This window comes from Sphingomonas sp. BL2 (genome assembly GCF_056680015.1).
Genome location: NZ_CM155261.1, coordinates 3,947,630 through 3,962,314, shown reverse-complemented (window position 1 = coordinate 3,962,314; position 14,685 = coordinate 3,947,630). Strand labels below are relative to the sequence as shown.

The 14,685-nt window shown below is 65.7% G+C and carries 8 protein-coding genes; 6 read left to right on the top strand and 2 right to left on the bottom strand.

Annotated elements, in window-relative coordinates:
- Positions 1–118: 118 nt before the first annotated feature.
- On the top strand, positions 119–2,824 hold the full coding sequence (gene metH / locus AC1ME3_RS18150; RefSeq protein ID WP_480954277.1) for a methionine synthase: 2,706 nt from the start codon (positions 119–121) through the stop codon (positions 2,822–2,824).
- Positions 2,825–2,857: 33 nt separating this feature from the next.
- Here the strand turns inward: metH and AC1ME3_RS18145 are convergent, their stop codons facing one another.
- Positions 2,858–4,318, bottom strand: a complete 1,461-nt coding sequence (locus AC1ME3_RS18145) for an aldehyde dehydrogenase family protein (protein ID WP_480954276.1) — start codon at positions 4,316–4,318, stop codon at positions 2,858–2,860.
- A 106-nt stretch (positions 4,319–4,424) separates the two neighbouring features.
- Between AC1ME3_RS18145 and AC1ME3_RS18140 the strand changes: the two genes are divergently transcribed.
- The 3 genes from AC1ME3_RS18140 (at position 4,425) to AC1ME3_RS18130 (ending at position 7,751) form a co-directional block, all read left to right on the top strand.
- Positions 4,425–5,399: a quinone oxidoreductase family protein gene (locus AC1ME3_RS18140; protein ID WP_480954275.1), complete on the top strand. Its 975-nt coding sequence runs from the start codon at positions 4,425–4,427 to the stop codon at positions 5,397–5,399.
- Between the two features lie 334 nt (positions 5,400–5,733).
- Entirely contained in the window at positions 5,734–6,414 is a 681-nt protein-coding gene (locus AC1ME3_RS18135) for a response regulator transcription factor (protein WP_200924211.1), read from the top strand.
- The gene (locus tag AC1ME3_RS18130; RefSeq protein WP_480954274.1) at positions 6,411–7,751 is read left to right on the top strand and encodes a sensor histidine kinase; all 1,341 of its coding nucleotides are present in this window, start codon (positions 6,411–6,413) and stop codon (positions 7,749–7,751) included. The genes AC1ME3_RS18135 and AC1ME3_RS18130 overlap by 4 nt, the downstream gene beginning before the upstream one ends.
- 63 nt (positions 7,752–7,814) lie before the next feature.
- Here AC1ME3_RS18130 and AC1ME3_RS18125 read toward each other — a convergent pair whose 3' ends face one another.
- The gene (locus tag AC1ME3_RS18125) at positions 7,815–10,334 is read right to left on the bottom strand and encodes a TonB-dependent receptor (protein WP_480954273.1); all 2,520 of its coding nucleotides are present in this window, start codon (positions 10,332–10,334) and stop codon (positions 7,815–7,817) included.
- A gap of 264 nt (positions 10,335–10,598) precedes the next feature.
- Between AC1ME3_RS18125 and AC1ME3_RS18120 the strand changes: the two genes are divergently transcribed.
- Together AC1ME3_RS18120 and AC1ME3_RS18115 are read left to right on the top strand one after the other, a co-directional pair.
- On the top strand, positions 10,599–13,661 hold the full coding sequence (locus AC1ME3_RS18120) for a TonB-dependent receptor (RefSeq protein WP_480954272.1): 3,063 nt from the start codon (positions 10,599–10,601) through the stop codon (positions 13,659–13,661).
- On the top strand, positions 13,661–14,683 hold the full coding sequence (locus AC1ME3_RS18115; RefSeq protein ID WP_480954271.1) for a phytase: 1,023 nt from the start codon (positions 13,661–13,663) through the stop codon (positions 14,681–14,683). Before AC1ME3_RS18120 ends, AC1ME3_RS18115 begins: the two co-directional genes overlap by 1 nt.
- Positions 14,684–14,685: the final 2 nt, after the last annotated feature.

Below are 14,685 nucleotides of genomic sequence, written 5' to 3'. Positions count from 1 at the left end.
CCCTCTCCCCTCCGGGGAGAGGGCCGGGGTGAGGGGCGCCACAAACGCTTCCCTCCCCAACTACCCCTCACCCCAACCCTCTCCCCGGAGGGGAGAGGGGGCTAGAAGAAACGAACCGATGACCACTTCCTCCACCTCCTTCGTCAACATCGGCGAGCGCACCAACGTCACCGGGTCGGCGCGCTTCAAGAAGCTGATCATGGCGGGCGATTATCCCGCCGCGGTCGAGGTCGCGCGGCAACAGGTCGAGAGCGGCGCGCAGGTGCTCGACGTCAACATGGACGAGGGGCTGCTCGACGCGCACCACGCGATGACGACGTTCCTCAAACTGATCGCCGCCGAACCCGACATCGCGCGCATCCCGTTCATGGTCGACAGCTCGAAATGGAGCGTGATCGAGGCCGGCCTGAAGTGCGTCAGCGGCAAGCCGATCGTCAATTCGATCAGCATGAAGGAAGGCGAGGAGCAGTTCCTCGCCCAGGCGCGGAAATGCATGGCGTACGGCGCGGCCGTCGTCGTGATGGCGTTCGACGAGGTCGGGCAGGCGGACACCAAGGAGCGGAAAGTCGAAATCTGCGAGCGCGCGTACAAGCTGCTCGTCGGGATCGGCTTCCCGCCCGAGGACATCATCTTCGATCCCAACGTGTTCGCGGTCGCGACCGGGATCGAGGAGCACGACAACTACGGCGTCGACTTCATCGAGGCGTGCAAGGAGATCAAGGCACGCTGCCCGCATGTCCATATCTCGGGCGGGCTGTCGAACTTCAGCTTCTCGTTCCGCGGCAACGAGCCGGTCCGCCGCGCGATGCACAGCGTGTTCCTGTATTACGCGATCCCCGCGGGCATGGACATGGCGATCGTTAACGCCGGCCAGCTCGACATCTACGACGACATCGATCCCGAGCTGCGCCAGGCGGTCGAGGACGTCGTGCTCAACAAGGATCCCGAGGCCGGCGATCGCCTCGTCGCGCTCGCCGAACGCTATCGCGGCACCGACGTGGTGGCCGAGAAGGCGGCAGCGGAATGGCGCTCGCTCTCCGTCAACAAACGGCTCGAATATGCGCTGGTCAAGGGCATCGACCTGCACGTCGTCGAGGATACCGAGGAAGCGCGGCTGATCATCGACGGCAACAACGGCCGACCGATCGAGGTGATCGAAGGTCCGCTGATGGACGGCATGAACGTGGTCGGAGACCTGTTCGGATCGGGCAAGATGTTCCTGCCGCAGGTGGTGAAGTCGGCGCGCGTGATGAAGAAGGCAGTCGCGCATCTGCTGCCGTATATCGAGGCGATGAAGGAGCCTGGCGCACGCGGCAAGGGCAAGATCATCATGGCGACCGTAAAGGGCGACGTGCACGATATCGGCAAGAACATCGTCGGCGTGGTGCTGCAGTGCAACGGCTTCGACGTGGTCGATCTCGGCGTGATGGTGCCGTGGTCGAAGATCCTGGCCGCCGCGAACGAGAACGATGCGGACATGATCGGACTGTCGGGGCTGATCACGCCGTCGCTCGACGAGATGGTGACGGTGGCCGAGGAGATGAAGCGCGCGGGGATGACGATGCCGCTGCTGATCGGCGGCGCAACGACCTCGAAGGTGCATACTGCGCTCAGGATCGCGCCGGCCTATGACGGCCCGGTGGTGCATGTGCTCGATGCGAGCCGTGCGGTAGGTGTGGCGTCGACGCTGGTGTCGGACACGATCCGTGACGAGTTCGTGACCAAGACCGCGGACGAGTATGAGGCGGTCCGGATCGCGCGCGCGAACAAGGGGCAGAGCGAGTTGCTGCCGCTGGCGACGGCGCGGGAGCGCGGTTTCGTGGCGGACTTCGCGATGAAGCCGCCCGCGCCGGTCAAGCCTGGCGTGCATGTGTTTGCGGACTGGGACCTGACCGACCTGCGCGACTATATCGACTGGACGCCGTTCTTCCGCGCGTGGGAGTTGGCGGGGAATTTCCCGGCAATCCTGACCGATGAGGTCGTCGGCGAGAGCGCGAGTTCGCTGTATGCGGATGCGCAGGCGATGCTCGATACGATCGTGGCGGAGAAGTGGCTGACCCCGCGCGGGGTCGCGGGCCTGTGGCCGGCGCGCCGCGAGGGTGATGATGTGGTGGTCACTGCTCCCTCTCCCCTCCGGGGAGAGGGCTGGGGTGAGGGGCAGCCAAGCAGTGCTGAGCCCGGAACAGCCCCTCACCCCGACCCTCTCCCCGGAGGGGAGAGGGAGCAGAAGGAGGTAAGGCTCCCGATGCTTCGCCAGCAGATCGCCAAGCGCGAAGGCCGCGCCAACATGTGTCTCGCCGATTTCGTCGACACCTCGGACGACTGGTTCGGCGGCTTCGCGGTCGGTATCCACGGAATCGACGACCACATCGCGCGCTTCAAGGCGGACAACGACGATTACAACGACATCCTGCTGAAGGCGCTCGCCGACCGCTTCGCCGAAGCCTTCGCCGAACGTCTCCACAAGCACGTCCGCACCGACCTCTGGGGCTACGCGCCCGACGAACAGCTCACCAACGACGCGATGATCAAGGAACAATATCGCGGGATTCGCCCGGCGCCGGGCTATCCTGCGTGCCCCGACCATAGCCTCAAGCCGATCCTGTTCGACCTTCTCGACGCCGAGACCGCGACCGGCCTCGAACTGACCGAGAGCTTCGCGATGTTCCCGACTGCCGCCGTCTCGGGCTTCTATTTCGGTCACCCGCAAGCAGAGTATTTCGGGGTAGCCCGCGTCGGCCGCGACCAGCTCGAGGATTACGCTGCCCGCCGTGGCGCGGACCTGAAAACCGCCGAACGCTGGCTTCGCCCCAACCTCGACTAACTCCCTCTCCCATCGGGAGAAGAAGAGAGAGGCTCAGGCGCCCGCTTCGGCCGGCTTCCCTTCGCGACTTTCACCCGGCAGGCCGGTAATCGTCTTCACCTCCATGAAGTCGGTCAGCCCATAGCGCCCGTTCTCGCGACCATTCCCCGACTGCTTGTACCCGCCGAACGGTGCGCCGATGTCCGGGCTCCACGAATTGATCGTGACCAGTCCCGCGCGCAATCGCGGCGCGACCTTCGCCGCCGCCGCCGGATCGCCTGAGATCGTCGCCGACAGCCCGTATTCGGTCGCGTTGGCGATGCGGATGCCCTCGTCCTGATCGGCGTACGACGTGATTGTCGCGACCGGGCCGAACGTTTCCTCCTGCGCGATCCGCATGTCCGGCCGCACGTCGGTGAACAGCGTCGGCTGGATGTAATATCCCGCATTACGCCCGTCGGGACGCCCGACGCCGCCGGTCACCAGTGTCGCACCTTCGTCGATCGCGGACTGGATCAGCCCCTGGATCTTGTCGAACTGCGCCTTGTTGACGACCGGGCCGATATGCTGGCCCATCTCGGCGGGATCGCCGACCTTGGTCTGCTCCATCATCGACTTCACGATCGCAGTCGCTTCGGCGACCTGTGTCGCATGCACCAGCAGGCGCGTCGGCGCGATGCAGCTCTGGCCGGAATTGGCGAGCACGCCCGCGACAGTCGGCGGCAGGACGGTCGCAAGGTCGGAGCCCTCGAGCACGAGGTTCGCCGCCTTGCCGCCAAGCTCCTGATGCACCCGCTTCACGGTCGGCGCGGCTGCCAAAGCGACCGCGATGCCGGCGCGGGTCGAGCCGGTGAAGCTCACCATGTCGACGTCGCGGTGCGCGCACAATGCTGCGCCGACGCCGGGACCGTCACCGTTGATCAGGTTGAACACACCCGCCGGCACGCCCGCCGCATCCATGATCTCCGCCAGGATCACCGCGCAGGACGGCGCTTCCTCGGAAGGCTTCAGGATCATCGTGTCGCCTGCCGCGAGGGCAGGGGCGACCTTCGCGCAGATCTGGTTCAGCGGCCAGTTCCACGGCGTGATCATCGCGACGACGCCAAGCGGTTCGTGCACGACGGTCGCCTTGCCGATCGTCTCGGAGAATTCGAACGCCGCCAGCGCCTTCGCAGTCGCCGAGAAGTGCGCGAGGCCGGTCGGCGCCTGCGCCATCGAGGCGAGCGCCATCGGCGCGCCCATCTCCTGCGACATCGCCTTCGCCAGATCGGGCATCCGCGCCTTGTATTCGGTCATGATCCGGCCGAGCACGTCGAGCCGCTCCTGCACGCTCGTCTGGCTCCAGCTCCCGAACGCCGAGCGTGCCGCAGCGACCGCCTTGTCGACGTCGGCGGCGGTGCCCAGCGTGATTTCGGTGCACGGCTGCTCGGTTGACGGGTCGATCACCTGATAGACGGCACCGCCCTCGCTATCGACCCACGCGCCGTCAATATATTGCTGCAAATAGCTTTTCATCGTGCCTCTCCGCATCTTGTCTCGCCAAGGAATGGGCTCGGCGGAGATCGGTTGCAACCCGAAACGCATGCCGTAGGTTGACCGGGAAATTCATCAGGAGGCCGGCATGGCGAGAGTGGCATTCATCGAGAAGACCGGCGGCCCCGAGGTCATCCAGTGGCGCGACATCGAGCTACCGCCGCCGGGCAAGGGCGAGGTGTGGATGCGCAACACCGCGGTCGGGCTGAACTATATCGACACCTATCACCGCAGCGGCGTGTACCCGATCGATCTGCCATCGGGTCTCGGCAGCGAGGCGGCGGGCGTGGTGATGGCAGTCGGCGAGGGCGTCACCGACTTCGCGCCCGGCGACAGGGTCGGCACCTTCGGCCCCTCGCGCGGCGCCTATGCGACCGAGCGCAACGTGTCCGCGAACCAGCTGTTCAAGCTGCCCGACACGCTCGACGACCAGACCGCCGCGGCGATCCTGCTCAAGGGCTGCACCGCCGAGTTCCTGGTCGAGCGCTGCGCCAAGGTGCAGGCGGGGCAGACCGTCCTCGTCCACGCGGCGGCGGGCGGGGTCGGCCACATCCTCGTCGGCTGGCTGAAGGCGATCGGCGCGACGGTGATCGCCAGCGTTGGCAGCGAGGACAAGGCGGCACGCACCCGCAAGGCTGGCGCCGATCACGTCATCCTCCACAAGTCCGACGACATTGCCGCGCGCGTTCGCGAGATCACCGATGGCAAGGGCGTGCCGGTTGTCCTCGATGGTGTCGGTCGCGCGACTTGGGAGGCGTCGCTCGACAGCGCGGCGAAGCGTGGCCTGATCGTCAGCTACGGCAATGCAGGCGGCGTGGTCGATGGTGTCAACATTGGCGTCCTCGCGCGGAAAGGCTCACTGTTTGTGACGCGGCCGACGCTGTTCGATTATTACGTCACGTCGGAGGAAAGGCAGGCCGGCATCGCCCGCCTGTTCGCCATGCTCGACAACGGCGCGATCACGCCGGCGATCGGCCGGACCTTTCCGCTCGAAGAGGCTGCCGCCGCCCATCGCGCAATCGAGGCGGGTGAGACTTCGGGGAGCACGATCCTGCTGCCGTGACGGGTGGGCGGATTTAAGAAGGTGTGTTCACGCGAAGGCGCGAAGAAGATTTGTTCGCGCGGAGACGCAGAGACGCGGAGGTGTTGCGGGCGGTACGGGCGTCTCGTTCCTCATCCTGCAGCGATGATGAAGGGGACCGTCGGTCCCGGAGAACTCTCCGCGTCTCCGCGTCTCCGCGTGAACCCATTCTTCTCATCTCTTCGCGCCTTCGCGTGAACCAATGCGACGCTTTCGCTAGGCAACGGACGGCGTTGTAGCCTCCGGCCGAGCCCGCAAGACGCTTGTACGCGCGACGATCCACGATAGGACGGAAGCTTGCCCGAGTGAGACCGTGATGAGCCTGAACATTCTGCTGGTCGAGGACGATGCCGTGTTCGCGCAGGCGATGGCCGAGGAACTGCGCGGGTTCGATCACGGCGTAACGGTGGCGCCGGATGGCCGAGATGCACTCGCAGCGGTGGACAGCCAGGCGTTCGACGCGGTGATCCTCGACCGGATGCTGCCGAAGATCGACGGCATCTCCGTCCTTGAGCGGCTGCGGAGTGCGAACATCACGATGCCGGTCATCATGCTCAGCGCGCTCGGCCGCTCGGTCGAGAAGGTCGAGGGGCTGGAAGCCGGCGCGGACGACTATGTGGTCAAGCCGATCGCCGCGGTCGAACTGAACGCACGCCTGCTCGCCTTGATGCGCGGGCGCGGCTGGACCGGTAGCGCCGGCGATACGATCCACGCCGGCGATATCGTCGTCAGCCCGACCAAGTTCCGCGCGTGGCGCGACGGCATCGCGCTCGATCTCGGCAAGCTCGAGTTCAAATTGCTCGCCGAGTTCGTCGCCAATGCCGACGCGGTGCTGACGCGGGCGATGCTGGTCGAGCGGGTCTGGGGATACGACTTCGCACCGACCACCAACATCGTCGACGTCTATGTCCGCCACCTGCGCGTCAAATTGACCGCGGCGGGCGGCGACGATCCCATCCGCACGGTGCGCGGCGTCGGATACATGCTGCGCGGATGACCCGACTGCGGTCACTGCGCGCGCTGACGCTGGCGTTCCTGATCGCGTTCCTCATCGCGACGCTCGGCACCGGGTTTGCGATCTACACCGCGACGCAACGCACGATCGAGCGACTGGTCGATCGCCGCATCCTGGTCGTGAGCGATGCCGCCGCCGGCATCTCCGGCGACCGCAGCCCCGAAGAACTCGTCCGGCGGATCAACGCCGCGACCCGCGAGCGTGATACCGGCGATATCGGCTTCCTGCTGCTCGATGCGACCGGTCGCAGGCTCGGCGGCAACATCGCCTTGCCGCGCCGCCTGCCGATCGGGTTCTCGACGGTCGCGCTAAAGGACCAGATCGCGGGACTGTCCGCCGGGCGTGCGCTGGTCCGCGACGTCGGGCACGGCATGACGCTGGTGACGATCGCCGAGACCGAACCGTTCGACGACTATAATGCGGCACGTGTCCGGATTTACCTCGTCGGCTTCGGATCGATCCTGCTGGTCGTCATCGGTGGCCTGTTGTTCTTCGTCATCACGATCGGCCGGCGGATCGGCGAGACGCGGCGGACGGTCGACGCGATCATCGATGGTGACATGTCGCGGCGCGTACCGGTCGATCGATCGGGCGGCGAGTTCGCGCACCAGGCGATGGCCTTCAACCGCATGCTCGACCGTGTTTCGGAGCTGATGGCCGGCATCAGCAACGTCTCCAATGATATCGCGCATGATCTTCGCACGCCCTTGGCACGCTTGCGCAGCCAGTTGGCGCTGGCGTTGCGGCGGGCCCAGACGGACGGCCAGCGCGACGATCTCGAAACCGCGATCGCGATGAGCGATGAACTGCTCGAGATGTTTGCGGCGATGCTGCGGATCGCCGAGATCGAAGGCGGCGATCGGCGCGCGGCGTTCGCGGCGCTCGATCTGGCGGCGCTGGCCGAAGAGATCGCGACGATGATGCAACCGGTAGTCGCCGATGGCGGCCGGACGCTGACGTTGGAAACATCGCCTGTGGCCGAGATCGTCGGCGATCGCCAACTGCTCGGCCAGCTGCTCGTGAACCTCATCGAGAACGCGCTCCGCCACACCCCACCCGGCACCCGCATCGAGATCGGCGTCGCGACCACCGGCAAGACTGCCACGCTCACGGTGACCGATACCGGCCCCGGCATTCCGGCGGATCAACGCAAGCTCGCGTTGCGGCGGTTCGGGCGGCTCGACGCCAGCCGCCACGACGAAGGGCACGGCCTTGGCCTACCCTTGATCCAGGCGATCGTCCGGCTTCATCGCGGCACGATTGCACTGGAAGACGCGGCCCCCGGACTGCGCGTCGTCATCGCCCTACCCAAGGGCTGAAACGACGAAACCCGGACAGGCTGAGCGCCTGCCCGGGTTTCCATTTTGACGCGGCAAGCCCGATCAGAACTTGACCGAAGCCTCCATGCCGTAGGTGCGCGGCGCGTTGAAATTGCCGTAGTCGCCCAGCACGTTGTTGACGCTGCCCGACGTGAGGTTGGTCGTCGGAGCGCCCGGCAGGCTGTTCGACGGGTCGCGGCGGAACACGTACTGCTTGTCGAACAGGTTGCGGACCCAGGCCGAGATCGTCACCGCGTTGCTGCCGCCGACGTGGATGTTCGCCAAGGCGAGACGGGCGTTGGCGATGAACGCGGGGTCGTTCTTGGTCGCGAACTGATCGAAGGTCTGCGTCGCCTGCGAGTAGTTGCCGTCGAGGTGGAACTTCAGGTCCATGTCGCCGACCGGCATCGTGTAGTCGACCGATCCGTTGGCAGCATTGCGCGGCGTGAACACGATGTAGAAGTTCTGGTACACGCCGGTCGACGCGATCAGCACGGGCGGGATCTTGGTGTAGGTATAGGCATAGCCTGCGGTCAGCGTCAGGCCGTCGACCGGCTGCACGGTCAGGTCGGCCTCGATCCCGCGGATCTTGGTGATGCCGGGCGCATTGATCGTCACGAGGTTATTGAAGCTGCCCGATGCGGTCGTCTGGATCGAGCTGATGTCGACCTGGCTGTTCTTGCGATCCATGATGTAGCCGGCAAGGTTCAGGCGCGCACGGTGGTTCCAGAAATCGGTCTTCGCGCCGATCTCGTACGACTTCACGTCCTCGGGGTTGAACGTCTGGTAGTTGGACGTCCGCGAGCTGGCACCGCCGGCACGGTAGCCGGTCGCGTATTTTGCATAGACGTGGACCGTGTCACTGGCGTCATAGGCGAGCGTCGCCATCGGATTGAAGCGGTTCCAGGTGGCGTCGAGCGGCGCATAGCCGGCGGCGGTCAACTGGGCCTGGGTCGCCGTGTCGTAGTTCAGATTACGCGAGAAATGCAGCACGCCCTGCTTCTCGTCGCGCGTGTAGCGGCCACCGGCGGTCAGGTGAACGCGGTCGGTCGCGTTCCAGGTGACCTGGCCGTAGCCCGCATAGCTCTTCGAATGCACTTCCGAGGCACGATCGATCGAGCGACAGCCCACGAGCGAGCCGAACCCGCCCGACCCGGTGCAGGGATCGAGCACCGAGATCGTCGTCAGCGACGAATTGAACGCCAGCGAGTTCGGCGTCGCCGCGTCGTCGCTGATGTGCTCGTTGAAGTAATAGAGCCCGGCGACGTAATCGAACTGGCCGACCGTACCGACTGCCTGGAATTCCTGGCTGAACTGGTTCTGGTGGAGGTCGGCAAGGCTGTAGCGGCTGAAGTTGCACGCGGTGCCGGTGCAGCCGGCCGCAATGACGGGCACGCGGTGATAGCCGCCGCTATTGTCGTACTGCGTCGCGTTCACGCCGCGCCATGCGGTGATCGAGCGGAGTTCGATCTCGGGCGCGACGTCCCAGCGAATGTTCGAGGTGAAACCGTGCGTCTTGTCGATGCTCGGCTGCTGCGGCACGCCGATGTCGGCGACTTTCATGCGGCTGTCGCCATTGACGACGACCTGGCTCGGGAGCGGCTTCACGCTGCCGGTCAGCGTCGTGTAGTTGGTGCCGGGCAGCGCGCAAGCAGGGGACGCGGATTGCGCACCGGCCTTGCACCCGTTCGGATTCACGTTGAGCAACTGGCTGTAGAACGGGCTGTTCGAGTCGTAGCCGTTATCGTAGCTGAAATCGGCGGTCATGCCCGAGATCGGGCGGACACGCGCGGTCGCCTTGAAGCCGCGGCGATGATAATAATTGAAGCCGGTCTGGTCCGCGAGCGGATTCTTGGTGGTCGCGTCCTGGTGCTGGATGACGCCGTCGAGCTTCAGCGATACGCCGTACGTTTCGGGCAGGTCGACATGCAGCGTACCGTTATAGCTGCCGTAGTTGGCGATCCCGCCGGTCGCGCTGCCGCCCCATTTGCCGCTCGGGCCCTTGGTGACGATGCTGAGCGCGCCGCCTTCGGTGTTGCGACCGAACAGCGTGCCCTGCGGGCCCTTGAGCACTTCGATCCGGTCGACGTCGAACAGCGCGGCGTTCAGGCCGTGCTGGCGGCCGAGATAGACACCGTCGATATAGACGCCGACGCCCTGCTCGCGCGCGGGCTGGTTGGCGTCGAGCGGAACGATGCCGCGGATACCGATCGTCAGCGCGGACTGGCGCGCCTCGAACGTCGCGACGCGCAACGACGGAACGGCGCCGTCGGCGAGATCGTACAGGCTCTGGACGTGACGGTCGGTCAGCGCCTGGCTGCTCAGGACGTTGATCGCGATCGGCGTCTTCTGCAGGTTCGTCTCGCGCTTGGTTGCGGTGACGACGATCTCGCCAAGACCGGTCTGGTCGGCGGGCTCCGCAGCGGCGGGGGCCGGATCGATCACGGGGTCTGCGGCAGCGGCAGCGGGCGCCGTATCCTTGGCGGCGGTCGGCGCGGGGGCCGCGAGCACTGGCGACGCGATCGCGACCGTCAGGGCGGCGCCGGCCAGCAGCCGCAAGCGCAGGCTTGCTGAATTCAACATCGAGAGTTTCCCTTTTTCGGCAGTCTTTGCCTTGAAGGGCGCGATAGGCGGCGGTCGTGGCACGTCCGTTACGAATATAAGAATCGCGTGTCCGGCGATTTTAACGTTGGTTTAATGTGGGTTTATCCTCGCGCGTACGTGAGACGAGTTCAGATGACGTCGCTGTCATGTGAATGTCATGCGAAAGTAACGTCGGTGCCATGCACGGCCGCTAACGCGCCTCCCAAGCCGGCTGAAGAAGTCGGGACCACCCGGGGGAATACCATGAAATCGAACCTGTCGACCCGCGTTCGCGGTCGCGTCCTCGCGCATGTGCTGCTCACCGGCTGCGCGCTGACTTCGCTGACCGCCACCAGCGCCTATGCGCGTACCGACGCCGCGACCCCGATCGGCGCGCCGCGTGCGCTTGGGAGCATCACCGGTACCGTGTCGCAGGCAGGCAGCGGCGACTATCTCGACGGTGCATCGGTCTCGATCCCGACGCTCGAACTGTCGACCGTGGTCGATCGCACCGGGCGGTTCTCGCTGGTCGGTGTTCCCGCCGGCACGCACGAACTCGTGATCCGCTATGTCGGCTTCCCCGACGCGCACCGGACCGTGACGGTCGCCGATGTTGCGGTAACGCTCGACGTGGCGATGACCACCGAAGTCGGCGCAAACGCAGGCGAGGGCGACGAGATCGTCGTCTCCGGCTCGCGGCCGATCGCGGAATCCGAAGCCGCCGCGCTGCAGATCCAGCGGACCAGCCCCTCGCTCGTCTCGGTCATCGCCTCCGATTCGATCGGTCGCCTCCCCGACCAGAACATCGCGCAGGCGGTCAGCCGCCTTCCCGGCGTCGGCGTCCAGCGCGACCAAGGCCAGGCGCGCTACATCACGCTTCGCGGCGCACCGATCAACTGGACCACGCTGTCGATCGACGGCATCAACGTCGTCAGCCCCGAAGGCCGCGACGCCCGCTTCGATTCGATCCCCTCGGCGATCGCGTCGCAGATCATCGTGCGCAAGGCCGTCACCCCCGACATGATCGGCGAGACGATCGCGGGCAACGTCGACATCATCACGCGCTCCGCGTTCGATTATCCGGGCATGAAGGTACAGGCCAAGGGCGGCGTCGGTCATGTCGAACTCGGCAAGAAGACCGAATATGAAGGCTCGCTCGTCATTTCCGACCGGATCGACACCGGTATCGGCGAGTTCGGCATCGTCTCGTCCGCCAGCCTGTATCGCCGCGGCATGGTCACCGACAATTTCGAGACCGACTTCGAGGCAGTCGACCGCGATCGCCGCCCCGGTTTCGAGACGCGCAACTGGGCGCGCGAGACCGAGAACAAGCTGTATCGCCTGACGCGCAAGAACTACTCGCTGTCGACCCGGCTCGACTGGCGCCCGGCGCCCGGCCACAAGCTGCTCGCGGAGTCGATCTACTCGGCGTTCCAAGACGACGAACAGCGCAACAACTACATCTTCGATCTCGACGACCAGCAGTCGCGCACGCCCAACGGCACCGCCGCCTGCACCGTCAACGCGCGCCCGGCGACCGGCACGACCGGTTACGCGGACGTCTGCACCGGCAACACGCCGCTGCTCGGCACGGTCTACGGCATCGATCTCAACTCGAACTTCACCGTGCGCAAGTACAAGCAGTCGGTGTTCACCAACACGATCGGCGGCGATCACGAACTCGGCGCCTGGAACGTGAAATGGCGCGGTAATTTCACGCGTTCGATCGACGATCGCTCGCAGCCTGCACAGCTGAACTATGACAGCCCGTCGTTCGGCACCAACGGCGCGAACGCCGCCAACCGCCTGACCGTCGGCTACGATCTGACCGACCCACAGCTCGCCAAGGTCCAGCTGTTCCGCACGATCCGCAACGCCGACGGCACCTTCTCGCGTGGCGCTCAAGTCACGTCGATCGAGGACTTCCCGCGCACCCTGGCCCGCTTGCGGTCGCTGAAGGCGCAGGACGTGACCGAAGCCTATACCGCCAAGCTCGACATCAGCCGCGAAGCCTCGGTGTTCGGCGCGCAGACGGTGTTCGCGGCGGGCCTTCGCTACGACGATCGAACCAAGACCGCGAACGAGTATCTACTCGAACTGAGCACGCCGGCACAGTTCGCCGCGGCCGGCATTCCGACCGGGTACGGCGCCATCGCCAAGCCGGGCGGGTTCCAGGGCGAGATCCCGCTCGGCTACACGTTCCAGTATTTCGATCGGGACAAGATCCTGGCGCTTGTCGAGCAAGCCAAGGCGGTCAACCCGTTCGTGTCCACCGACGCCAATTTCTACGACGTCGGCGAAAAGGTCTATTCCGCCTACGCGATGGCGACGACGACCACCAACTGGGGCAGCGTCATTGGCGGCGCGCGCGTCGAGCATATCCGCAACAACGCCCGCGCGTTCTCGTCGCTCGGCTTGATCGACGTGAAATCAAGCCAGACGCTCGTCTATCCAAGCCTGCACGTGAACTGGGACGTCAACGACCGGATGAAGGCGCGGCTGTCATTCAACACCGGCGCCGCACGCCCGGACTACGACCAGTTGCGCCCCAATCTCAGCGTCAACGACGCGAACGCGACCATCTCCGGCGGCAACCCCGACGCGAAGCCCGAGAAGGCCAAGGGCGTCGATCTCTACGTCGAATATTACACGATGCCCCGCGGCTTCCTGTCGATCGGCGCGTACTACAAGGACGTCACCGATGTCCTGTTCGACTCGACCCAGACCTACGGCCAGACCAACCTGAACGCCGCCGGCGTCGATCGGTCGGGCTATGTCTACTCGACCATCATCAATGGCGGCAAAGGCTATATCATGGGGATCGAGGGCGCGATCCAGCAGCAGCTCGACCCCTTCACCGCCGATCTCGGCCTGCCCGACTGGATGGGCGGCTTCGGCGTCCAGTTCAACGCGACGATCAACAAGAGCCGTGCCGATACGCCGGCAACAGGCGCGATCCCTTCGCGGAAAGTTCGCCTGCCCGGCGCATCGGACGCGATCTACAATCTGATCGCCTATTACGAGAAATACGGCTTCTCGGCCCGCGTTTCGTACCAGAACCGGTCTGCGTGGCTCGATGCGATCGGTGCGGTGGACACGATCGGTGGCGTCGTCCGCGGCGTCGATGGCGGCGATTTCTACTGGGCCAAGGACAACGAACTCGACGCGTCGGTCCGCTACGCGATCAACGGCAATGTCGAGATCTACGGCGATTTCGCCAACCTGTTGAACGGTCCGGGCCGCCGCTATGTCGGTTCCTCGGCCTACACGATCGAGCATGAGACGTTCGGCCGGCGCTACACCGGCGGCGTGCGGGTGACGTTCTGATGCGCGCGCTTCCCTTTGCCGCGTTGCTGCTCGCGGGATGTGCAACGACCTCGACCCCGGTGGCGGTCGAGGCGCCGACAGTCGCGGCGACCGCCGAGACCGATCCGGTCGACACTGCCGCCGATGCCGCGGACGATCCCGCGATCTGGCGCAACGCTTCCGATCCGGCGAAGAGCCTCGTCATCGGCACCGACAAGAAAGCGGGCATCCACGTCTACAGCCTGACGGGTAAGCGCCTCAGCTTCACCCCGGCCGCGCGGCTCAACAATGTCGACCTGCGCGATGTCGGGACGCGCGTGATCGCGGCGGCCAGCGACCGGGCCGACATCGCCACCGCACATGTCTCGCTGTTCACGCTCGACACGGCGGCGGCAAAGCTCGTCCCGCTCGGCCGCTTCCCGGTCGGTCCGGGCGAGGCCTACGGCATGTGCCTCTGGACCCGCGCGCGCGATCACGCGCTGTTCGGCTTCGTCGTGCTGAAGGACGGCCGCATCGACCAGGTCGCGATCGACCTCTCCAGCGCATCGCCCAAGGTCACGACGGTCCGCTCGATGAAGCTCGGCACCCAGTCCGAAGGCTGCGTCGTCGACGATCGTACAGGACAGCTCTACGTCGCCGAGGAAGATGTCGGCCTCTGGCGGTTCGACGCAGACCCATCGGCACCGGTCACGGCAACCCCGATCGCCAAGGTCGACGGCAAGACGCTGGTCGCCGACGCGGAGGGCCTAGCGCTCGCCCCGTCGGGGAGGAACGGCGGCTATCTCGTCGTGTCGAGCCAGGGCGACAACGCCTACACGCTCTACCGCCTGCCGGGCGTCACCTATGCCGGGCGCTTCCGGACCGGCGGCGGCGCAATCGATGGTACCAGCGATACCGACGGTATCGAAATGATGGTCGGAAACTTCGGCTCCGCCTACCCTCAGGGCCTGTTCGTCGCGCAGGACGGCGACAACGCGCCCGCCACGCAGAACTTCAAATACGTCAGCTGGGCCGGCGTGAAGCGCGCGCTGAAACTGCGCTGATC